A 20,955-nucleotide genomic window follows, 5' to 3' on the forward strand; every position below is an offset into this window, starting at 1 on the left:
ACTGGTCCGGCTATCGGGAATCGTGGAAAATAATCCCTAACGTATTCCGCTGTCCCCAACGCAAACGGCTTACGCCGTGACGCATATTCACGCGGTAATATCCTCGCGAGCCTTTCACCGGTCGTTGACTGACCGGAAAGATCACCGCATCGCCCTGTTTAAGAGAAACGACTTCAGCACGCGATTGCATCCGTGGGCGCTGCTCGGTCAGAACGAACTCGCCTCCGCTGAAATCATCCCAAGGTTGTGACAATAGAATCGCAACCTGTAGCGGAAAAATGTGTTCACCATAAATATCCTGATGCATGCAATTATAGTCACCTTCGCGATATTGCAGAAGAAGTGGCGTGGGGCGGTCTTGCCCAGCCGCATGGCATCTTTCAACAAAGGCCTTGTGCTGATCGGGATAGCGAATGTCGATGCCCATCCATTCGTTCCAACGATTTGCGATTTTTGCCAACGGTGGATAAAGCGTGGAGCGCAGTTCCTGGATGACATCCGGTAGCGGGTAGTTGTAATATTTATACTCGCCACGCCCAAAGCCATGTCGCGCCATGACAATGCGCTTCCGGAACTGGTTATCATCTTTATATGCGATTGCGATCTGTCGAGTTTCTGCTTGAGACAGCAGACCGGGCAGCAGCGCGCAGCCGAAATCATCGAGTTCAGTTTCGGCCGCGACCCAGTTTATTTTGGAAGTATCCAATTTATGTAACACGTAAATCTCCTCAGTTCTTATCCGGGAGCAGCGTGCCGCATTGTGGATATTCTTCCACCCGTTTCCTGCTGAACGCCATATTTTGCTGGCATTTACACATTACACGACGATTTTAAGTGACTCGGGGAGTCAGACTTCATAAAGAAGAACGCAGCGAGGTGCTTCGCACCCCGCTTTGTTTTTACGGGATAAACCATGAATTTGTTTGGAAATAGGAAGACGGGAACACGCGGCACTGCTCCGCTCCTGATTTCTATTTTCTGGATTCTCTCCACTCTTAGCGCGACATTTGGTGCTGGCTGTGTGGTCGATCGCGATGCAAATATCTCATCAACGGATATTCGCACCCCCATAAAGAACACGACACGAATCGCTCGTGAAGTTGATAGCTCATCCGTGCCAGCCCAGCGACCATTGCGGGTCGTTGCTCTCGAAACGCTGCATCTGAAGATAAAAAGCGGATTGCACGCTGACGCCGGATCACAAGACGGACTTTTGCCCGGAGAATCGCAACTCGTTATAGTTCAAAAAGTTGTGGCAGAGCCAGAACAGCTTGGGTCCAGTCGAATACTGGATTATCATTCATTTTTCAGCGCTAGAGCGCCGCCGCTCACCGCTTGATATCTCCGTTTCTCATCAGGGAAATGATGAACCAAATTCCGGCAGCCGTCAGTCAAGGCAGCGTGCCCCGCTTTTCGTAATGGAACACAGATATGCGCACTTCTAGATGGGTTCTTTGGACCTATATTTTTATTATCCTTGCGGGCATTGTTCTTGCCTTCCCTAATATGTTCACCAAGGCACAGCTTGATGCGATGCCGAACTGGCTTCCTAAAAAACAGGTTGCGCTCGGTCTCGATCTTCGCGGCGGCTCCTATCTTGTCCTGGAAGTCGACGCTGCCGCGCTGAAAAAGGATCGCATTCGTTCCATCCTGGATGATGCCCGCGGTCGTTTGCGTACAGCAAAAATTCAACCACAATCTGTTCGGATCGCTGGCGACAGCGTTGTCGTTACAATCACCGATCCTGCACAGCGTGATGCCGCGACGACAGCACTTCGCGAGCTGACGACACAGGTTGCGCAGATCGGATTTGCAGCGCCGGTTAGCGACATTGATATCGCAACCAATGACAACCAGATCCGCCTCACGCTTACTGATGCGGGCATGAAGGATAAGCTCGACAATGCGCTGACCCAGAGCTTGGAGATCGTTCGTCGACGTGTTGACCAGGTCGGCGTTGCCGAACCATCCATCCAGCGCGTCGGTTCAGACCGTATCGTTGTCCAGCTTCCAGGGCTACAGGATCCAAGCCAATTGCGCGCGCGCTGCTCGGCAGCACTGCCAAAATGACGTTCCATATGGTTGCCGACCGCAACACAGGGGAAGCACCTCCCCCGGGCGTTTCCATTCTTCCTGACGCTAAAGAGCCGGGCGTGACTTATCCCGTCGAAGATCGCGTTGCACTTAGCGGTGAACGCCTCACGGACGCACGCGCCGCTTTTGATCAGCAGACCAACCAGCCGATCATATCCTTTCGGTTTGACAATATTGGCGCCCGTCAATTTGCCGAGATAACAAGCCAGAATGTCGGCCGCCCCTTCGCGATTGTACTTGACGGGAAAGTCCTGACAGCGCCTGTCATTCAGGTACCGATCACCGGCGGTTCAGGCCAAATAACCGGCAATTTCACCGTTCAGGACACTGTTACTACTGCCGCTCTTCTTCGCGCAGGCGCTCTGCCTGCACCTCTGACCGTCATTGAAGAACGAACTGTTGGTCCGGATCTTGGCGGCGACGTGATCAAAATGGGCCTTTTGACCGGTTTGATTGGCTTTGCGCTTGTCGTCGGCTTTATCTTCATTCTTTACAGTGGCTGGGGTCTGATCGCCAATTTTGCTCTTGCACTGAATGTTATTCTGACATTCGGAATTCTGAGCTTGATCGGCGCAACGCTTACACTCCCCGGTATCGCCGCTATCATTCTTGGTATCGGCTTTGCGGTCGACGCAAACATCCTTATCAACGAGCGTATCCGTGAGGAGGCGCGCAAAGGCATAGGCGCGATGGCCGCAGTGGATCGTGGCTTTAAGCTTGCCTATTCGACCATTATTGATGCCAATGCCACGCATCTTATCGCAACCTTCCTCCTGTTCCTTTTCGGCACCGGGCCTGTACGCGGTTTTGCAATTACAATGATCATTGGCGCGCTCGTGTCCATGTTCACAGCGGTTACGGTGGTTCGCATCATCACGATGGCTATCGTTCGCCGCCGCAAGATGAAGACAATTCACATCGAGCATCTGTTTAAGCTTGTGCCAGAAAACACCAATATCTCTTTCATGAATGCTCGATTCTTCGGCATTGGTGTTTCTATCTTTCTCTCCATCGCATCCATCATTCTGTTTATCCATCCCGGCCTCAATTATGGTATCGATTTCAAGGGTGGTATCCAGGTCGAAGTCACCACATCCAAACCAGCGGAACTCGCTTCGATGCGCGAAAAGCTGGAAGGATTGGGACTCGGTGAAGTCGCATTGCAGCAAGCTGGCGGCGATAGCCAGGTCCTGATCCGCGTGCAGCGTCAGGAAGGTGGCGAAGAGGCGCAGACTGCAGCTGTAACAAAGGTCAAAGCTGCTGTTGAAGAGCTTGATCCGGGTGTAAAGATTGAGCGTTCCGAAGTTGTTGGACCGAAAGTCAGTGGAGAACTGGCGCGTTCAGGTATTATCGCGGTTGTTCTCGCCAGCCTTGCAATGCTGCTTTACATTTGGTGGCGTTTTGAATGGCACTTTGCCTTGGGCGCCATTGCGACCCTGATCCTCGACACAACGAAAACAGTCGGCTTCTTTGCCCTGCTGGGTCTCGATTTCAACCTAACAGCCATCGCGGCATTGTTGACGATTATCGGTTATTCCGTGAACGATAAGGTGGTCGTCTATGATCGAATGCGCGAAAATTTGCGCATCCACAAAAAGATGCCTCTACGCCAGATCATCGATCTGTCGATCAACCAGACCTTGGCCCGTTGTATCTACACGTCCTTGACCGTCTTCCTCGCCATGCTGCCAATGGCAATCTGGGGCGGAAAAGCAGTAGAGAACTTCGCGCTCCCTATGTTGTTTGGCGTCGTTATCGCAACGAGTTCATCGCTGTTTATCGCGGCGCCAATCTTGCTCCTTCTCGGGACATGGTGGGAAAAGAACCACGCCCATCGCATCGGTTCTACTGACAAGGCAGTCACCCAAGGCTGAAAGCGCGCAATTTAATATTTGTCGCTAAATATTTGCGGCGCATGGAAAAAATCGTCTTTCCTGCGCTGCAAAACAACGAAAACGGTTTGCAAGCCGGACCCGGTAGGCAATACTGTTACAAACAACGATCAATCAATTGATACGAGTGTCTTCCATTAACAAACCTCAAGGGGGAGAAGCCGACATATGCCTCATGAAACGCCGCTGATTGCGACCATCGTCATAGGCCTTGTGCTAGCCTTTATTTTCGGTGCGATTGCCAACCGTCTGCGTATCCCTCCCCTTGTCGGTTACCTTGTTGCCGGTGTTCTCGCTGGTTCCCACACTCCCGGTTTTGTTGCCGATCAAGATTTGGCAGCCGAACTCGCCGAAATCGGCGTTATTCTTTTGATGTTCGGTGTCGGGCTGCACTTCTCTCTTAAAGATCTTCTTTCCGTGCGAGCGATCGCCATTCCCGGTGCCATTGTCCAAATTCTGGCCGCAACGCTTCTCGGACTGGGACTTGCCTGGATTCTCGGATGGAGCCTTCAAGCCGGATTTGTTTTTGGTCTGGCCCTATCTGTTGCCAGTACTGTTGTTCTCCTTCGCGCAATGCAAGAGCGCCGGCTCATTGAGACAGAACGCGGTCGCATTGCTGTCGGCTGGCTTATCGTTGAAGATCTCGCCATGGTGTTGGCGCTTGTTCTGCTGCCTGCAATTGCTGGTGCACTTAATGGCGGCGACACGCCCAGCGGGCCAATTCACGCCAATAGTGATCCCATAGCAGCCTATTTCAATCTCGGTATTGGCGGCGTGATCGCCCTGACACTCGGTAAAGTTGCGGCGTTCGTTGCCGTTATGCTGATTGTGGGCCGTCGCGTTATTCCATGGACCCTCCATGCCATTGCCCACACCGGCTCACGCGAACTTTTCCGGCTTGCAGTTTTAGCAATTGCGCTTGGCGTGGCTTTTGGCGCAGCAAAACTCTTTGGCGTATCGTTTGCACTGGGTGCGTTCTTCGCCGGCATGATCATGAGCGAGTCTGAATTGAGCCACCGGGCCGCTGAAGAATCGCTGCCGTTACGCGATGCTTTCGCGGTTTTGTTCTTTGTTTCGGTCGGTATGCTGTTCGATCCGATGACAATTATAAACGACCCCCTGCCGCTTCTTGCAACGCTGGCGATCATTGTCATAGGCAAATCGCTGGCTGCCTTCTTCATCGTGCTTGCATTTGGCTATCCAACCGGAACTGCGCTTATCATCTCTGCCAGTCTCGCCCAGATTGGCGAATTCTCCTTTATTCTGGCGGAACTCGGTGTCGGTCTGGGCATGCTTCCAGAGGAAGGGCGCGACCTCATTCTTGGCGGCGCCATTCTTTCAATTCTCGTGAATCCGTTGGTTTTTGCAGGGGTAACCTATGTAAAACCTTGGTTAGAAAAGCGAGCGCCCGCAGCTACAGAACCGGCGGCGGAGGCGGATACTCCGAAAGCAGACGAAACGGATGTAGAGGAAATTCGTCCCACATTGCTTACCGACCACGCTGTGCTGGTTGGTTATGGGCGAGTTGGCAGTCTGGTCGGAGATGCGCTGAAAGAGGTCGGAAAGCCATTCCTTGTTATAGAAGACGCCGACAAGACAGTTGCCAAATTGCGGGACGATAACATTGAAACAATCGTCGGGAATGCTGCAAATGGTGATATTCTCGCTGCTGCCAATCTAGCCGGTGCACGGCAGCTTATTCTCGCTATCCCGAATGCGTTCGAGGCAGGACAAATCGTAGTCAAAGCCCGCGCCGCCAATCCAGTTATCAGCATACTTGCCCGCGCTCATTCCGATGCGGAGGTTCAGCATTTGCAGGATCTGGGTGCTGACGCCGTGATCATGGGAGAACGCGAGATAGCGCGAGGAATTGTTTCGCATATACTGAGTTTGGATGAGCCAAAGCCAGAGGGACCACTGACCGAAACCTAAAACTAAAAGAATGATGATTACGAAGGCCGGGCAGGAAAGACAATGAAACTTAAAGATTACATTTGGCCGGTCGTAGGGTTGGCCGCAGTCGGCATATCTGCATGGCTTCTTTACAAGGAGTTGCGTAGTATTTCGCTGGATGATGTGGTCGACAGCCTTAAAGCTATATCGATGCATCGTTGGGTACTGGCTGCTCTAGCGTCGCTAGTGGCCTATGCCGCCCTTGCTGGTTACGACCGCATCGCGCTTTTGCACCTTCGCCGCAAGATTTCATGGGTGTTTATAGCCCTTTGTTCGTTCACGACCTACGCCCTATCCCATAATATAGGTGCTTCCGTGCTTTCGGGCGCGGTCGTCCGGTACCGCGCTTATTCCTCGCAAGGGATGAGCGGGCCGGAAATAGCGCTCCTGATTGCCTTTTGCTCATTCACTTTTCTAGTTGGCGTTATGAGTTTGAGCGCCATCGTGCTTCTGATTGAGCCGGAAATTCTACAGCGGTTCAATTCGGAATTACCGCTTTCACTAAGCTATATTCTCGGTCTTGGTTCGCTGTCACTTATCTTGCTTTACGCTTTCGGCAGCTGGCTGCACTTTAAGCCGCTACGCATTCGCCAGTTTACCCTTGAATATCCCCGGCTGACTGTTGTCGCGCAACAATTAATCGTAGGACCACTGGAGCTCATCGGCGCGGCTGCAATTATTTATTTCACATTGCCAGAAGCCGGAAATCCCGGATTTATGATTATCCTTGGCATATTTCTTGTATCCTTTTCTGCCGCACTGATCTCGCATGCACCGGGCGGATTAGGCGTGCTTGAACTCGTCTTTCTGACGGGCCTCCCGGACATGAATCAAGCCGACGTGCTTGCCGCTCTCATCATATTCCGTCTGTTCTACTTGTTGATTCCATTTGCTCTTTCGCTGGTGGTTGTGCTCGTCTTCGAACGTTCGCAATTGCTCCTGCGCTGGTATAAGAAAGAAGAATGAACATCGGACCATTTTCAGGTTGAGCGATTTCACGTAGGAAATATTTTCCAGATAAGCCACAAATTGGTGCGCAGTTTCTTCAAGAGCACAGCGCCCCACTCTATTTTGAAGGCAGACTTCAACGTGGAGTGCCACAATGACAACATTGATTATTCCGGGATACCGCGGCTCCGAAAATGGCCATTGGCAACGCCAGTGGTTGCTTGAGGATGAGACATCGCAGCTCCTTGAACAGGATGACTGGGACAATCCGGATCTATCCCAATGGCTTCATGTATTGGAGGCCGCTCTTGCCGAAACGCCCGGTGCCATTCTTGTGGCCCATAGTCTAGGATCTATTTTGGTGGCTCACCTTGCGAGCAGGCCTTCAGCTGCGCATGTAGCGGGCGCTGTGCTCGTGGCACCTGCAGACGCAGAGCGTATGGCCGCTTGGGATAAAAAGTTTGCAAGTTTCGCGCCCTTGCCGCGCCATAAACTGAGCTTCCCTTCTGTGGTCGTGGCAAGCCGTGACGATCCTTATATGTCTTTCAATAAAGCACAGGCACTAGCGAATATCTGGGGTTCCGGTTTCGTCGATATGGGTAATTCAGGGCACATTAATGTTGAAAGCGGTTTCGGCTCGTGGCCAGAAGGACATGTCCTGGCAGATTCAATGCGCAGGCCTCACCAGAGTTTTCGCGCACAACGCGCTGCCTAAGCCAATTGCTTGCGTTCAAGCAGATATTTGAGAACTAATGTCACGACAGCAATCAGCGCCAATGTAGATGAGGCTGCAAATGCACCAGTGACATTATAGTCATTGAATAGCAGCTCAATTTGCAAAGGCAGAGTGTTGGTTTGCCCCCGAATGGCGCCGGAAACAACTGAAACGGCACCAAACTCGCCCATCACGCGAGCATTGCATAGCACCGCACCGTAAAGAAGAGCCCAACGAATATTCGGCAATGTAACGTAAAAGAATGTTTGCAAGCCATTGGCGCCAAGGGTGATTGCTGCCTCCTCATCTTCGCTACCTTGAGCCTGCATCAGGGGAATAAGCTCGCGTGCAACGAATGGGCTTGTAACGAAAAGGCTGACCAAAAAGATGGCGGGAACCGTAAACATAATTTTTATGTCGTAGTTCTCCAACAACGGTCCAAGCAGGCCCTGACTCCCATATAGGAAGAGATAGGTCACACCCGCAACGATTGGCGAGACCGAAAAAGGTATCTCGATAAATGTAATCAACAACCCTCGTCCGGGAAATCTAAAGCGCGTAACCAACCATGCCACGCAAATCCCGAACACCATGTTGATCGGCACTACGACGATCGCGGTCAAGACAGTTAGCCAAATCGCGTGCAGAGTTGCGGGTTGGCTTATCTGAGTCAAATAAACCGTCATACCCTCCCGAAATGCGTAGGTGAAAATAACGAGCAGCGGTACGCCGATAAGCAATATAGACAGCAAAATCGCGGAAATTACCAAAAGCCGCTGGGACAATCGCACGGGCTTTTTGCCGTGTCGCGATGACGGCTTCAGGCTCCCGACGGGCGCAGCAAGATTAGTTACGTTCTGCATATTTCAGCTGCCAGGCCTGTATTGAGTTTGTTACGAAAAGCATGACGAACGCTATGACCAACATAACTGTCGCTATGGCTGCAGCTGCGGGATAGTCATATTCATCAAGCCGGATAAAGACGAGAAGAGACATTACTTCTGTTTCAAACGGCAAATTGCCCGAAATAAAGACGATGGCACCAAACTCTCCCAAGCTTCTTGCAAATGAAAGGCTGCAACCAGCGACAAATGCCGGAAAAATGGCGGGCCAGATAATGTTTGCGAATATCTGCCAGTTTGTGGCACCCAAAGAGCGGGCAGCCTCTTCTACATCTGTTGCCACATCTTCCAAAACGGGCTGAACCGTCCGGACAACGAAGGGAATGCTGGTAAACATCATCGCGAGCGCAATTCCCAAAGGTGCATATGCGATTTTGATACCCAGCGGCTCCAGATACCGTCCGAACCAGCCATTGGCGGAAAATACGGTGACCAATGCCAACCCAGCAACGGCCGTGGGCAAAGCGAAAGGCAAATCGACCACCGCATCAAGAAGTCGTTTTCCGGGAAACTCGTAACGCACCAATACCCACGCTAGGAGCATCCCAAAAAGCGCATTCAGCAAGGTGGCCAACAAAGCTGCACTGACTGTTATGCGATAGGTTGCGACGGCCCGTTCAGAAGAGATGATACTCCAGAAATCCGCCCAACCCAGATTGAAGGATTTGTACAGCATTGCCAGCAATGGCAGAGCCACAATCAACGTAAAATAAAATAACGTCACTCCAAGAGTGAGACCGAAACCGGGCAAAATTCCGCGCTGACTGGACTTGGAAAACAATGACATGCGAGGTTCTTAATTCATCCAGACTTTAACGCAAGTGATCTGTTGCAACGAAAAACGACGCGGATTGGCTGCCGCGCCGTCTGTATAGAGATTTACCTTTGATTCAGCGCTTGGTGAATACCTTATCAAGAATACCACCTTCAGCCAGATGATCTGTGGTGACCTTCTTCCAGCCTCCGAACACATCCTCGACAGTCAAAAGACGGGTTTCTGGAAACTGCGAGGCGTATTTGGCTTTGACTGCTTCATCATGCACACGGTTATAATTCTGCGCGAGGATGTCCTGGCCTTCCGAGGTGTAAAGGAATTTCAGATAGCTTTCAGCAATTGCACGTGATCCGCGCTTATCCGCAACTTTATCGACTACAGATACTGGAAACTCAGCTAACAAGCTTACCGGTGGAATGACCGCTTCGTACTTGTCTTCGCCAAGCTGCTTTCGAGTGCCCAGCACCTCTGCCTCGAACGTGATGAGCACGTCGCCAATCCCGCGTTCAGCGAAAGTTGTGGTGGCAGCGCGACCGCCAGTGTCAAACACCGGAACATTGGCAAGCAACTTTTTCGCGAATTCTTGAGCCTTTGCTTGATCCTTATTGTTTGCCTCAAGCGCATAGGCATAGGCGGCCAAGTAAGTATACCGACCATTACCGGATGTTTTCGGGTTGGGGAAAACAACCTTTACATCATCACGAACAAGATCATCCCAGTTCTTGATATTCTTTGGATTACCCGCCCGCACGAGAAAAGCAGGAAGGGAATAATATGGCGATGAATTGTTGGGAAGGCGTGATTGCCAATCGGCTGGGATCAAATTTCCCTTATCGTGCAACACTTGCACGTCGGTCACCTGATTGAACGTTACAACGTCAGCCTCAAGGCCTTCAAGAATGGAGCGCGCCTGCTTCGATGAGCCCGCATGCGACTGGTTTACCGTAATGTCCTTACCGACCTGTACCTTGTAAGCAGCGCTAAAAGCTTTGTTGATCTGCTCGTAAAGTTCACGGGAGATATCGTAAGAGACATTGAGAATTTCCGTAGGCTCTTCTGCTGCTTGTGCAGGAGTTAAAGCAAAGCCCAGCGCCAAAGCCGCAAAAGCAACCAATTTTTTCATGAAATTCTCCCAGTCGAAGGCGATAATCGCCCAATCTACTTTTCAAGCCACACCCAATCCGCCTGCTCTCCGGCTTCACGGACAATTATTCTAAGACTGTCGGTAAAAACGGGCGGAAGGAAGGGTTACCTTTCCAAGGAACCGCAAAGAATAGAAACAAAATACTATGAACTGGGAAAATCAGGGCAAACGACGGCGATGCTCCAGGCCGCCCGCATTAATTGATATACTTCGGGTCTCAGGCTGTCGGTTTACCAAAAACCACGATGCTGCCAGCACCACAGAAAATCTTCCTCGCCCGAGTTGCGTCGCTTCTTCACAGGAGCTTTATCATCTGCGCAATTCTCAGAATTGCGAGCATCGAATTTGATGTTATCAGTCGTGAATACCTCACGCCATAAACGCTCCGCTCGATTGAAGATGTTTGAGACTTCACTATACATTGCGACCTCCAAAAATAACTCGGCTGTAAAGTGGCTTACCATTGACGGGCAATAGAACGACAATGATGACGCCTTGAAATTGTTTGTCAATAATCACGACTGATTTAATCGTGTATCAAAATGGCTTCACAAAGGTATTTTCCAAAGCAAAAACCTTAATGAATTATTATTTTTCAGAGCATTACGTGCCATTATTGAGACATTCGGGCGCCGCAAAAAAACTCACATTTTTTACGTTTTTATACTAGGAAATGTTTATCGAAGGGCTATGACTGCACCCAGAAGGTTGTAGGCTAAGAAGAATGATATCGCAAAAAGCCAAATATGCTCTCCGCGCGCTTGTCGTCCTCGCACGCGCCGACTCTGAAAAAGCTTTATTCATTTCGGATATTGCAGAAGAGCAAAATATTCCAAAGAAATTTCTCGAACAGATTTTGCTAGACCTAAAGCGTGAAGGCATTGTCATGAGCCGAAGAGGCAAGATGGGTGGCTATCTTCTTCTGAAAGGTGCGGACGACATTACTTTCGGCGAAATTCTGCGCCTGATAGACGGTCCCATAGCGTCCCTTCCGTGTTTGAGTAAAATTGCCTACCGGCGCTGCGAGGACTGCAGCGATGAAGATACCTGTGAAATCCGCCATGTTTTCAACGAAGTTGCGAATGTAACACGCGGGGTACTCGACAAAACGACCATTGCCGATTGTCTGATCTATGGCGAAAAGGGGAAAATACCCGCCATTCTTGATATGTAAAAGGACGATGTGGTGGTCGCTGAAGATCAAGATACTCTTCGATTTTATTCAGAAGAAGCTGAGACCTATGCCAATCGCATTGAACATAGATCATACGAACGATTGGATTCCTTTCTTATTCGTCTTACTCGCAATTGCTCCATTCTAGAACTTGGTTGCGGCGGCGGCGATGACAGTGCCCGCATGCTCGCTCTAGGCTTTGACGTTACACCTACCGATGGCAGCCCAGAACTTGCCTATCAAGCTGAGAAACGTCTGGGCGTTCCTGCAAAAGTATTGAAGTTCGATCAAATCAAGGATCGCAGCAAATTTGATGCTGTGTGGGCCAACGCCTGTCTTTTACATGTTCCGCGACCAAACCTTGCCGCTATTCTTCAGCGTATCGAGCGAGCGCTTAAATCAGGCGGTTTGTTTTATGCCAGTTACAAGGCTGGAAAGCAGGAAGGGCGCGACAAGTTTGGGCGTTATTATAACTACCCCTCTCCTGAATGGCTTAGGCAGGCTTATGGCTCAAGCTGGTCTTTGGTCGAGATCAAGAATTATATGGGGAGTGGTTACGATAATGAGCCGACGGAATGGCTCGATGTTATTGCTACAAAGGCCAGGTAATCTGCCTATGTAAATACAGCCTTGCCTATTACAGGCGTTGACGGCACAGCCATATCGCGCGGCTCCAGCACGACCGCTTGATAAGCTTGATGGCCAGCCTCAACAGCTTTGGCAAAAGCCTGTGCCATTGCTGGCGGATTGCCTGCCTTGGCTACCGCTGTATTGAGAAGGACCGCATCAAATCCCAATTCCATCACAGCCGCTGCATGCGACGGCCGACCCAAGCCAGCATCGATAATAATCGGAACCTCAGGGAAATGCCCGCGTATCGAGCGCAATGCATGCAAATTGAGCGGTCCCATGGCTGAACCAATAGGCGCGCACCACGGCATGAGGACATCGCAGCCCGCTTCCAGCAACCGTTCAGCGATGACCAGGTCATCGGTTGTATAGGGAAACACCTTGAAGCCATCTTCGCTCAAAATCCTTGCGGCTTCTACCAAAGCGAAAACATCGGGTTGTAGAGTGTCGTGATTACCAATGACTTCAAGCTTGATCCAGTCTGTAGAAAAAACGTCACGCGCCATATGCGCAGTCAGCACAGCTTCTTTCACTGTGTGACACCCGGCTGTATTAGGCAACACACGCAATTTCAAGGAACGAAGCAAGGACCAAAATCCGTCGCTAGTTTTCGTGCCAGCCATTTCGCGGCGCAACGACACGGTTATGATCTCTGTTCCTGAAGCTTTAATCGCATCTATAAGAATTGCAGGAGATGGATACTGCGCCGTACCAAGCAAAAGGCGAGACGATATTTCGGCGCCATAAAGTTTTAACATTTCACCCACCCTGCTTCGGGGTCAAAATTTCGATGCGATCACCATTCTTTAGAGTGTGATTCTGCCGCTCGTTTGCTCGTACAAGCTCACTATTGACTGCTGTTGCGAGCCACTCACCCTCAAATTCAAGCTCTAACAACAGCGCTTCAAGAGTTTGCGCCGAGACATCATGCGCTTGTCCGTTCACGGTGAGTTTCATGGCGTATACTCCTTTCTTTCAGGATCATGTCGGCAGCCTGCTTTGCCATCGCTGGCGCAAGCAGAAAACCGTGTCGATAAAGTCCATTAATGCTGATGCAATTGCCCGTTTTAACCACGCGCGGCAGATTATTTGGGTAGGCTGGGCGAACGCCTGTTCCGGTTTCGATAATTTCGGCTTCACCAAATGCCGGGTGAACAGTGTAGGCAGCGTTCAACAATTCCATCATTGAGCGCGCCGTTACCGGTCCATTTGCATCGCTCTCAATCATCGTCGCGCCCACCATGAAAGTGTGGTCCGGTCGGGGCACAATATAAAGCGGGAACCGCGGGTGAATAAGCCGTATGGGTCGTGACAGTGATATGTCTTTGCTGCGCAAGATGAGCATTTCGCCACGCACGCCCCGCAAATCAATATCTGGAGACGCGATTCCAGTACAATCGATAACCCATTCAAAGCTGGAAATTTCAGCGGCGCTCGTCCCAGTTTCGCAGCGGGCGCCTAACCCAACGAGTTTTGCCTTTAATTCCGTTAGAACTTGACGTGGCGCCAGATGCGCCTCACTTTCAAAGAACAATCCCTTGCGGAAAGCCGCTGCGCCAAGATCGGGTTCCAAGAGCGAAATTGCTTCCTCACCAATGCGCACAAAGCCCGACGTCCGCGCGCCAAAGCGCTCCAGTTCTTTTACATCCCGCGGTGTGGCCACCACCAGCGTTCCCTTGCGACTCACGGATCCGGGAATTACAGACTCCCACCAATTGGCCGCGTTCATTCCAAGATCAATGACAGCCTGTTCAGCGCTTTCGCGCTCACACCAAGGTGCGAGCATGCCACCGGCATACCAGGAGGCTGCAGAATTTTCGCCGCCAAAGGGGTCTAGTATCGTCACTTCGGCTCCACGTGCTCGAAGCTCATAAGCAACTGTGAGGCCGGCAACGCCGGCCCCTTTCACCAGAATATTCACCTCATTCCCCGGCATTGAGCGGCATATAGAGCTCGCCGCCTGTGCGGAATTTCTCCGCCATCGCTGCCATGCCTTCTTTTTGAGCCTCCGCACGAATGTCGTGTGAAATGCGCATTGAGCAAAACTTCGGCCCGCACATTGAGCAAAAATGCGCAACCTTATGCGCTTCTTTCGGCAAGGTCTCATCGTGGTAGAGTCTCGCCGTCTCAGGATCAAGAGAGAGATTAAACTGGTCCTCCCAGCGAAACTCAAAGCGCGCACGGGATAGAGCATCATCTCGAAGCTTCGCCGCCGGATGCCCCTTGGCCAAATCCGCCGCATGTGCAGCAATCTTGTAGGTAATAACGCCGACCTTTACGTCGTCTCGATTGGGCAATCCCAGATGTTCTTTAGGCGTAACATAACAAAGCATCGCCGTGCCAAACCAGCCGATCATTGCAGCACCGATGCCAGAGGTAATATGATCGTAGCCGGGAGCAATGTCTGTCGTCAGCGGTCCAAGCGTGTAGAATGGTGCCTCTCCGCAAACAGCAAGCTGCTTGTCCATATTCTCTTTGATCTTGTGCATCGGCACATGACCGGGACCTTCGATCATAACCTGGCAATCTCTGGCCCAAGCGATCTGAGTCAGTTCACCCAATGTTTCAAGCTCAGCAAACTGCGCCGCGTCGTTTGCATCGGCTATTGAACCGGGACGCAATCCGTCACCGAGTGAAAAACTGACATCATAAGCACGGCAAATATCGCAGATTTCCTCGAAATGCTCATAAAGAAAGCTTTCCCGGTGATGATGCAGGCACCACTTTGCCATGATTGAACCGCCTCGCGAGACGATGCCCGTGACACGATTAACCGTCAGTGGAATATAATGCAGTCGGACACCGGCATGAATAGTAAAGTAGTCGACGCCCTGCTCTGCCTGTTCGATCAGCGTATCTCTGTAAACTTCCCAAGTCAGATCTTCAGCGATACCGCCAACCTTCTCCAGCGCCTGATATAGCGGGACAGTTCCGATGGGAACCGGCGAATTACGGATAATCCACTCGCGAATATTGTGGATGTTGCGCCCGGTCGACAAGTCCATCACCGTATCGCCACCCCAGCGGATAGCCCAAACCATCTTTTCGACTTCCTCCTCCATCGACGATGTGACGGCGGAATTACCGATATTGGCATTGATCTTCACGAGGAAATTCCGACCTATGATCATAGGCTCAAGCTCAGGATGATTGATATTGGCAGGTATGATGGCCCGCCCCCTGGCGATTTCCTCCCGTACGAATTCCGGTGTCACATGATCCGGTAACGATGCACCGAATGACTCGCCATCCCGAACCTGGTTCCGTGCGGCTTCCCGACCGAGATTCTCCCTTATGGCGACATATTCCATTTCAGGCGTAATAATTCCCGCACGGGCGTAAGCAAGCTGCGTTATCGCTTTTCCGTCGTAAGCGCGGCGTGGCTGATATTGAACAGGAAATTCTCTTGTAAGCCGCTCGCCCGTGGCGAAGCCATTGTCAGCTGACTGGATTATTCGCCCCTTATAGGAATAGCTATCGGCCTGTTGACCGATTTTCCATGCCTCACGAACACGTTCGATCCCTTTATTGATATCGATGCTTACAGTTGCGTCAGTGTAGGGACCGGATGAATCGTAAACCGCAAGGTTTGGCTCACCAGCGGTGGGATGAACCGCAATTTCGCGCAAGGGAACGCGAATATCAGCATGTATCTGCCCTGGTTTATAAATCTTGATTGAGGCGGGAAGCGGCCCGGTTGAAACTTTCGGGGCCTCGGTAATTTTTGTTACAGCAGTCATCGTCAGGTTCCTTTGCGTTATTGCAGGAAACCCAGTTCTGAGCCGGAAGGATGAAAGAAGCCTCGCGAATCCAATCATGGATTCAGTGCGAATGCACTATGCGCGATAACCTTTGCACCGTCCCTACGCCAGTGTGAACTGGATCAGGTTCAACGGGTCACTGCGCTTGGCTATGCCTGAAGCAGTATCTCAGCCCCTTGTCGGGACTCCCCTGGTGAATGGCCTAAAGTGAACCGCCTGACGTATTGCTGTCAAGCGCTTCATAAAATTACGAAGCGCGAAGCGGTTTCAGAGCACCTGCCCATTTTGCAAGTTCAGTCAAAACCGTGCTGGCGCTGGTAGTTATCAGTTCATTTGGCGTGAACACGCCATCATCGTTGATAAACTGCTGGTACGAAGGAATGGGAACGCTTTCTGCAAGCGAAACCATACGGAGTGCCGAGATCAACCCTTTGACCGATTCGGTAGCACGCAAACCACCGGAAACACCGCCATAACTTACAAAGCTTACAGGTTTGTAGTTCCACTCATTCCATAAATAGACCAAGGCATTGATGAGCGAAGGTGGCGCGTTGTAGTCATATTCAGGCATGACAAAGATGTAAGCGTCGGCCGGCTCAATCGCCTCACTCCACTTCTTTGTATGCAGATGTTCGTATTTCTTCATGCGGGGATGATTCGGTTCGTCGTAGACCGGCAACTTGAAATCAGCCAAATCGATAAGCACAGGGTCGAACTTGCCATCCTGCTTGGCGAATTCGTTGAACCACTTTGCTACAGCAGGACCACCACGCCCGGGCCGCGTGCTTGCGATTATAATATTGAGCTTGAGTGCCATAGGATCATATCTCCAAAACTGCGATAATCGATAAGTAAAGACATTGACCCATCGCACAAGAAGGCACTTTTTTGAAACTGCCCGGAATGTCTGCGCAGTCCCACAAAAACGAAACCCGCTATAGCGTTTTGGCCATGCGGGTTTGTCGTCACAATGAAGGGCGTTAAAGCCCGTCAGATATCAGCGATTATTATTATAGTCGTTACCTGCTGGCGCGCCAGGGCGTGCAACACGTTCTTTTTTCTTTGGTCCAGGCAACAAGCCTTCGCGTTGAGCCTGCTTGCGGGCGGCCTTGCGGGCGCGGCTAACGGCTTCTGCTTTTTCGCGAACACGACGTTCAGAAGGCTTTTCGAAAGCCTGACGGGCCTTCATTTCGCGAAATAGACCTTCGCGCTGCATCTTTTTCTTCAAGACCCGTAGGGCTTGTTCAACATTGTTATCACGGACGAGAACTTGCAATCGTTTTCCTTACCCATGCTTGCCTCGTCTTGCAGTACCAAAACTGGCCACAATCAGACAAGCGTTTGAAGAATTGCCACAACGGCAATCCGGAGAAGCGCGGACTTTATTCATTCCCGCGCCAAAAATCCAGTGCACCCAAGCAATTAAACTTGGATACGCAATCTTTAGATTGCAGCCGTGATGATGATTTCAACCTTATATTCCGGTGTTGCAAGCTTGGCTTCACCTGTCGCGCGTGCTGGAGCATTGGCCGGATCAACCCATGCATCCCATATTGCATTCATTTCGCCAAAGTCCTTCATGTCATCAAGCCAGATGATGGCCTGCAACAACTTCGACTTATCTGTACCTGCCTCTTTGAGCAAACGATCAACCGAGGCCAGGACGTCTTTAGTCTGTTCTGTTACGCTCTTGCCCGGACCACCTACCTGACCGGCCAGATAGACTGTATTACCATGGATCACGGCCTGGCTCATGCGAGGGCCTGCTTCAATACGACGAACGCTCATGAAAATCTCCTGTGGAAGGTTTCGGACAAGCCGAGGCTTGCTTGGTGCAAGAAAAAAGGGCCATACGGCCCTCGTTTCAGAAAAATGGTGGGCACAGTAGGGATCGAACCTACGACCCGCTGATTAAGAGTCAGCTGCTCTACCAACTGAGCTATGTGCCCGTCAGCCGCTTCCGCGACGACAGTGAGCGCTCTATAACGGGGCAAATCTTGCCTGTCCAGCCCTTCACCAAACTTTATCGCGCTGATCGGCAAGAAGATGAAATTTTCGCTCTCAGACAAACAACTTGCCCTCTGCCACCTTGATCGCCGCGCCGCCGATTCGTGCGCTTATGATTGCCTTATCCTTAATATCGAGTTCTAGCTCAAGTTTCGACAGCCGGCCCATCTCATAGCCTTGTTCAATAGAAAATCGCTGTACGCCATCAAGCGGTTCATCGAACAAGTGAATTGCACCGGCAAACGCAGCTGTCGCTGAGCCGGTTGCAGGGTCTTCATAAGTTCCTTCGTCACTGACAAACATACGCGAATGAAAATCGTTCTCATGCCCTACGGTTTCACGGCAGTAAGCATAAACCGGCAATTGCCTATGGCCAATTCGGGGTGCTATCCGCTGCATTGCAGCCTGATCGATCCGTATTCGAGCAGCTGATGCAAGACCACGTATCGGCACAAGTAAAAATGGTACACCGGCATCCCAAATGCTGGGAACATGGTTTTCAAAACCAATCTCGTCGCGCTCTAACCGCAGTGCCCGCGCTATGGCAACCTTGTCGTAGTTGTAGTCTACCCGTTGCGGCAATTTAGGGAGGTCAAATTCCGCAAAAGCCCCGTGTTTTCCCAGTCTTACGCCGCACCGAACAGGTCCAACCTGCTCTTCCAAAATAATAAGCGCATCTTGATCGTTTTCAACTTCACCAAAACGATTTTGCGCAAGTGACACAGCTGTCCCAACCGTAGGATGCCCGGCGAACGGCATCTCATAATCCGGCGTAAAAATGCGAACCCATGCTGTATGAGCGGCGTTTTTCGCCGGCAGCACGAAAACTGTTTCCGACAGGTTGAACTCACGGGCGATACGCTGCATCGCCTCATCATCAAGGCCCTGCGAATCGTGAACGATTGCCAATGGATTCCCTTTCAGGACCTCGGAAGTAAAGACATCATATATTTCATAACGGCGGAAGGTCATGGGCGTTGCCCCTTTTTCAATTTGATGAAAAATAGACCAACCCTAAAGGGGCGCAAGTCAAACCTTGTAACGGTTACATTTGGCTGAAATGCCAGTCGCCGAACGCGCGGAATGTAACAGGTGTTGTATCGGTCATATCAGCCGATGAAGCCACTGCAACAACATCGTCGAGCTCCGAAATGAGTTCTGCAGCGATATGGCGACGTATGCGCGTCAACAATTCTTGGGAACACAAATCAAAATAATAGCGACGAAACAATGCAATGCTGCGATCCGCGGTAACGAGATAAATATTGCTGTCAAAGCCCTGAGCATCCGCTAAATCAATAGCAGTCTCCTCCAAAACCTCACGCCTCATATTCCCTTCAATATCAATAATTTCGTTGCGCACATCACCTTCATCAAAGGAACCGGCCGGAAAATAGACACGCCCTGCCGCCGCCGTTGAACTGGCCATTCGACCGGCGATCAGCTTATTGTCGTTAGAGACGATCACGCCTACTGCATAAACGTGCCAAGGCTTCAGTGATGTCCGATTCTTCTTCCAGTGCATCATCGTTTTGAAACGCGTGCGTTTATAGACCGCTTCGAAGGCATCACCGTTGACGTGAGCCTGCTCAGCCATAAAGAAATCGCCATTGAAAAGAGTAGGATTGGCTCTAATTTCCTCTTCCCAATTTGCCCCAATTTCAGACTTGTTTTCTAATTCATAGGTTAGCGAGCCACTTTCTATCCGTATCGCGGCATGTTTGAGCTCAATCACCGTCTTCTCGGGAGAGGCTTTCATTGTTCAAACCATGTCAAACGTAACTACGACAGGACAATGATCGCTGGCCTTGGGGCGATCCCAGCCAATACGAGGAAAACGTTCAAACTTTTGATCAGGTGGGAATACTGCCCGGAATGGCTGTCCTTGTCTGATGATGTCGGGAACAGCTTGCATGTTATTCTGCGCCAAGGACGGTGACGCCAAGATATAATCAAGCTGGCACAAGTGCCGTTCATTGGGTCCTCGCGTGTGATAAAGCGTCCAGCGATCCATTTCGGGGCGTCTTTCTACCAGATTTTCACAAAAGCCACCCTCAAGCAGGATGTTAAGACTGCTCTCTATCTCTTTAACCGGCTCGAACATGTACCCAACCAGCGTGTCCCCCTTGATAAGAACACGCTCTCGATAATCATTGAAATCACCACAGATGACCCAACTCTTATCAGCTGATCCCCCACTGCTGGCAAATTTGTCTTCGATGATACGGCGCACGGCCTTTGCCTCCGCAACTCGGACGGGCATGGAAGCAGCCCGCCCATCCATGCCGTTGCGAGGCGTGCCCATGGATTTGAAATGACTGACAAAAAGCGTCAACGGCTTTCCACCGATGCGCACGTCGATCTCTAGGCAGTCACGCTTGAATATTCGCTGGTAGGATTCGATACCCAATAACGCCAGGTCAGAGCTATAAATACCAAAATCATTATATGTGAGATGGGCATGACTCGTCATCGCAACAAATTCGATCGGTAAACCGTCACGTGTCTGATCTCGCATCAGGACAGCAACGTCGATGCCACGGCTGTCATTTCCTTCGACCATATATTTGTGGCGATAGCCCTCACCCACCATCTTGAACAAATAGCCGAATTCGAAAGCATTCAGCGCGCCGATATTGTCCACCTCCTGGAGGCAAAGAATATCCGCGTGAGTTTCGGCGATCGCCAATGCGGTCAGCTGGCGTGTGTCATCGGCATAAGCAATAGCTCGAGCCTGTTCGAGTTGCCGGTATTGCGCCTCATCATCTATCTGAAAGAGCTGCAAGGCTCTGTCTTTGTTAAGATTATTTTTGAAACCGGAAAAGTCGAAGCGATTCATCAGATTTTCAACGTTGAAGGTAGCAATGCGAACTGACATGCAAATACTCTGGATTAAGATCAATGACGCTCTATGTGCTCATAGCCTACCCGCATTACCCCGTTGCTGCCAGTAGCGATTG

20 protein-coding genes, 1 tRNA gene, 1 pseudogene and 1 riboswitch are annotated in these 20,955 nt (G+C 50.9%); of the genes and pseudogenes, 7 read left to right on the forward strand and 15 right to left on the reverse strand.

The window, feature by feature from the left end:
- Positions 1-10: 10 nt before the first annotated feature.
- Positions 11-706, reverse strand: coding sequence for a 2OG-Fe(II) oxygenase (locus QFZ34_RS23015; RefSeq protein WP_307286029.1), 696 nt, complete (start codon positions 704-706; stop codon positions 11-13).
- A 207-nt stretch (positions 707-913) separates the two neighbouring features.
- Here QFZ34_RS23015 and QFZ34_RS23020 point away from each other — a divergent pair, with 207 nt between their 5' ends.
- The 5 genes and pseudogenes from QFZ34_RS23020 (at position 914) to QFZ34_RS23040 (ending at position 7,602) form a co-directional block, all read left to right on the forward strand.
- Positions 914-1,339 (forward strand): hypothetical protein, encoded by a 426-nt coding sequence (locus QFZ34_RS23020; protein WP_307286033.1) that lies wholly within the window; start codon positions 914-916, stop codon positions 1,337-1,339.
- Positions 1,340-1,431: 92 nt separating this feature from the next.
- Positions 1,432-3,968 (forward strand): annotated as a pseudogene (gene secD, locus QFZ34_RS23025) (protein translocase subunit SecD).
- A gap of 186 nt (positions 3,969-4,154) precedes the next feature.
- Positions 4,155-5,918, forward strand: coding sequence for a YbaL family putative K(+) efflux transporter (gene ybaL / locus QFZ34_RS23030; protein WP_115052628.1), 1,764 nt, complete (start codon positions 4,155-4,157; stop codon positions 5,916-5,918).
- A 42-nt stretch (positions 5,919-5,960) separates the two neighbouring features.
- A complete protein-coding gene (locus tag QFZ34_RS23035) occupies positions 5,961-6,905 on the forward strand; it encodes a lysylphosphatidylglycerol synthase domain-containing protein (protein ID WP_115052627.1) in 945 nt (314 codons plus the stop codon).
- Positions 6,906-7,041: 136 nt separating this feature from the next.
- Positions 7,042-7,602, forward strand: a complete 561-nt coding sequence (locus tag QFZ34_RS23040) for an RBBP9/YdeN family alpha/beta hydrolase (RefSeq protein ID WP_115052626.1) — start codon at positions 7,042-7,044, stop codon at positions 7,600-7,602.
- Here the strand turns inward: QFZ34_RS23040 and cysW are convergent.
- The 3 genes from cysW to QFZ34_RS23055 all read right to left on the reverse strand — a co-directional run bounded on the left by cysW (position 7,599) and on the right by QFZ34_RS23055 (position 10,402).
- Positions 7,599-8,465 (reverse strand): sulfate ABC transporter permease subunit CysW, encoded by an 867-nt coding sequence (gene cysW / locus QFZ34_RS23045; RefSeq protein ID WP_307286039.1) that lies wholly within the window; start codon positions 8,463-8,465, stop codon positions 7,599-7,601. The two genes, QFZ34_RS23040 and cysW, sit on opposite strands and share 4 nt — an antisense overlap.
- Complete coding sequence (cysT, locus tag QFZ34_RS23050) at positions 8,449-9,291, reverse strand: sulfate ABC transporter permease subunit CysT (RefSeq protein ID WP_307286041.1); 843 nt, start codon at positions 9,289-9,291, stop codon at positions 8,449-8,451. The genes cysW and cysT overlap by 17 nt, the downstream gene beginning before the upstream one ends.
- 103 nt (positions 9,292-9,394) lie before the next feature.
- Positions 9,395-10,402: a sulfate ABC transporter substrate-binding protein gene (locus QFZ34_RS23055; RefSeq protein WP_307286044.1), complete on the reverse strand. Its 1,008-nt coding sequence runs from the start codon at positions 10,400-10,402 to the stop codon at positions 9,395-9,397.
- Between the two features lie 745 nt (positions 10,403-11,147).
- Between QFZ34_RS23055 and QFZ34_RS23060 the strand changes: the two genes are divergently transcribed.
- Positions 11,148-11,597: an RrF2 family transcriptional regulator gene (locus QFZ34_RS23060; protein ID WP_115052622.1), complete on the forward strand. Its 450-nt coding sequence runs from the start codon at positions 11,148-11,150 to the stop codon at positions 11,595-11,597.
- Positions 11,598-11,609: 12 nt separating this feature from the next.
- The gene (locus QFZ34_RS23065) at positions 11,610-12,206 is read left to right on the forward strand and encodes a class I SAM-dependent methyltransferase (RefSeq protein WP_115053253.1); all 597 of its coding nucleotides are present in this window, start codon (positions 11,610-11,612) and stop codon (positions 12,204-12,206) included.
- A gap of 5 nt (positions 12,207-12,211) precedes the next feature.
- Here QFZ34_RS23065 and QFZ34_RS23070 read toward each other — a convergent pair whose 3' ends face one another.
- The 11 genes from QFZ34_RS23070 to QFZ34_RS23120 form a co-directional block, all read right to left on the reverse strand.
- Positions 12,212-12,985 (reverse strand): thiazole synthase, encoded by a 774-nt coding sequence (locus QFZ34_RS23070; RefSeq protein ID WP_307286050.1) that lies wholly within the window; start codon positions 12,983-12,985, stop codon positions 12,212-12,214.
- 1 nt (position 12,986) lies between these two features.
- On the reverse strand, positions 12,987-13,184 hold the full coding sequence (gene thiS / locus QFZ34_RS23075; protein ID WP_115052620.1) for a sulfur carrier protein ThiS: 198 nt from the start codon (positions 13,182-13,184) through the stop codon (positions 12,987-12,989).
- Positions 13,153-14,148 carry a glycine oxidase ThiO gene (gene thiO, locus QFZ34_RS23080; protein WP_307286054.1) on the reverse strand — a complete coding sequence of 332 codons (996 nt, stop codon included), beginning with the start codon at positions 14,146-14,148 and terminating at the stop codon, positions 13,153-13,155. Before thiO ends, thiS begins: the two co-directional genes overlap by 32 nt.
- Before the next feature lies 1 nt (position 14,149).
- Entirely contained in the window at positions 14,150-15,967 is a 1,818-nt protein-coding gene (gene thiC / locus QFZ34_RS23085; RefSeq protein WP_307286057.1) for a phosphomethylpyrimidine synthase ThiC, read from the reverse strand.
- Between the two features lie 102 nt (positions 15,968-16,069).
- Positions 16,070-16,190: riboswitch (TPP riboswitch) on the reverse strand.
- Positions 16,191-16,235: 45 nt separating this feature from the next.
- Positions 16,236-16,805, reverse strand: coding sequence for an NADPH-dependent FMN reductase (locus QFZ34_RS23090; protein WP_307286060.1), 570 nt, complete (start codon positions 16,803-16,805; stop codon positions 16,236-16,238).
- A gap of 180 nt (positions 16,806-16,985) precedes the next feature.
- The gene (gene rpsU, locus QFZ34_RS23095; RefSeq protein ID WP_115052617.1) at positions 16,986-17,264 is read right to left on the reverse strand and encodes a 30S ribosomal protein S21; all 279 of its coding nucleotides are present in this window, start codon (positions 17,262-17,264) and stop codon (positions 16,986-16,988) included.
- 167 nt (positions 17,265-17,431) lie between these two features.
- Positions 17,432-17,776, reverse strand: coding sequence for a RidA family protein (locus QFZ34_RS23100; protein WP_307286063.1), 345 nt, complete (start codon positions 17,774-17,776; stop codon positions 17,432-17,434).
- Positions 17,777-17,861: 85 nt separating this feature from the next.
- Positions 17,862-17,937 (reverse strand) — tRNA-Lys (locus QFZ34_RS23105).
- Positions 17,938-18,049: 112 nt separating this feature from the next.
- Positions 18,050-18,988: a PhzF family phenazine biosynthesis protein gene (locus QFZ34_RS23110; RefSeq protein WP_307286626.1), complete on the reverse strand. Its 939-nt coding sequence runs from the start codon at positions 18,986-18,988 to the stop codon at positions 18,050-18,052.
- A 52-nt stretch (positions 18,989-19,040) separates the two neighbouring features.
- Positions 19,041-19,754, reverse strand: a complete 714-nt coding sequence (locus QFZ34_RS23115) for an NUDIX hydrolase (protein WP_307286067.1) — start codon at positions 19,752-19,754, stop codon at positions 19,041-19,043.
- Between the two features lie 3 nt (positions 19,755-19,757).
- Complete coding sequence (locus QFZ34_RS23120) at positions 19,758-20,873, reverse strand: endonuclease/exonuclease/phosphatase family protein (protein WP_307286070.1); 1,116 nt, start codon at positions 20,871-20,873, stop codon at positions 19,758-19,760.
- Positions 20,874-20,955: the final 82 nt, after the last annotated feature.

Source organism: Phyllobacterium ifriqiyense (genome assembly GCF_030817885.1).
Taxonomy (GTDB): domain Bacteria; phylum Pseudomonadota; class Alphaproteobacteria; order Rhizobiales; family Rhizobiaceae; genus Phyllobacterium; species Phyllobacterium ifriqiyense.

What these genes read in the sequence shown, in the direction of transcription:
- QFZ34_RS23020 (WP_307286033.1), top strand. Translation starts at nt 914, where the DNA reads ATGAATTTGTTTGGAAATAGGAAGACGGGAACACGCGGCACTGCTCCG.
- ybaL (WP_115052628.1), top strand. Translation starts at nt 4,155, where the DNA reads ATGCCTCATGAAACGCCGCTGATTGCGACCATCGTCATAGGCCTTGTG.
- QFZ34_RS23035 (WP_115052627.1), top strand. Translation starts at nt 5,961, where the DNA reads ATGAAACTTAAAGATTACATTTGGCCGGTCGTAGGGTTGGCCGCAGTC.
- QFZ34_RS23040 (WP_115052626.1), top strand. Translation starts at nt 7,042, where the DNA reads ATGACAACATTGATTATTCCGGGATACCGCGGCTCCGAAAATGGCCAT.
- cysW (WP_307286039.1), bottom strand. Translation starts at nt 8,465, where the DNA reads ATGCAGAACGTAACTAATCTTGCTGCGCCCGTCGGGAGCCTGAAGCCG.
- cysT (WP_307286041.1), bottom strand. Translation starts at nt 9,291, where the DNA reads ATGTCATTGTTTTCCAAGTCCAGTCAGCGCGGAATTTTGCCCGGTTTC.
- QFZ34_RS23055 (WP_307286044.1), bottom strand. Translation starts at nt 10,402, where the DNA reads ATGAAAAAATTGGTTGCTTTTGCGGCTTTGGCGCTGGGCTTTGCTTTA.
- QFZ34_RS23060 (WP_115052622.1), top strand. Translation starts at nt 11,148, where the DNA reads ATGATATCGCAAAAAGCCAAATATGCTCTCCGCGCGCTTGTCGTCCTC.
- QFZ34_RS23070 (WP_307286050.1), bottom strand. Translation starts at nt 12,985, where the DNA reads ATGTTAAAACTTTATGGCGCCGAAATATCGTCTCGCCTTTTGCTTGGT.
- thiS (WP_115052620.1), bottom strand. Translation starts at nt 13,184, where the DNA reads ATGAAACTCACCGTGAACGGACAAGCGCATGATGTCTCGGCGCAAACT.
- thiC (WP_307286057.1), bottom strand. Translation starts at nt 15,967, where the DNA reads ATGACTGCTGTAACAAAAATTACCGAGGCCCCGAAAGTTTCAACCGGG.
- QFZ34_RS23090 (WP_307286060.1), bottom strand. Translation starts at nt 16,805, where the DNA reads ATGGCACTCAAGCTCAATATTATAATCGCAAGCACGCGGCCCGGGCGT.
- QFZ34_RS23100 (WP_307286063.1), bottom strand. Translation starts at nt 17,776, where the DNA reads ATGAGCGTTCGTCGTATTGAAGCAGGCCCTCGCATGAGCCAGGCCGTG.
- QFZ34_RS23115 (WP_307286067.1), bottom strand. Translation starts at nt 19,754, where the DNA reads ATGAAAGCCTCTCCCGAGAAGACGGTGATTGAGCTCAAACATGCCGCG.
- QFZ34_RS23120 (WP_307286070.1), bottom strand. Translation starts at nt 20,873, where the DNA reads ATGTCAGTTCGCATTGCTACCTTCAACGTTGAAAATCTGATGAATCGC.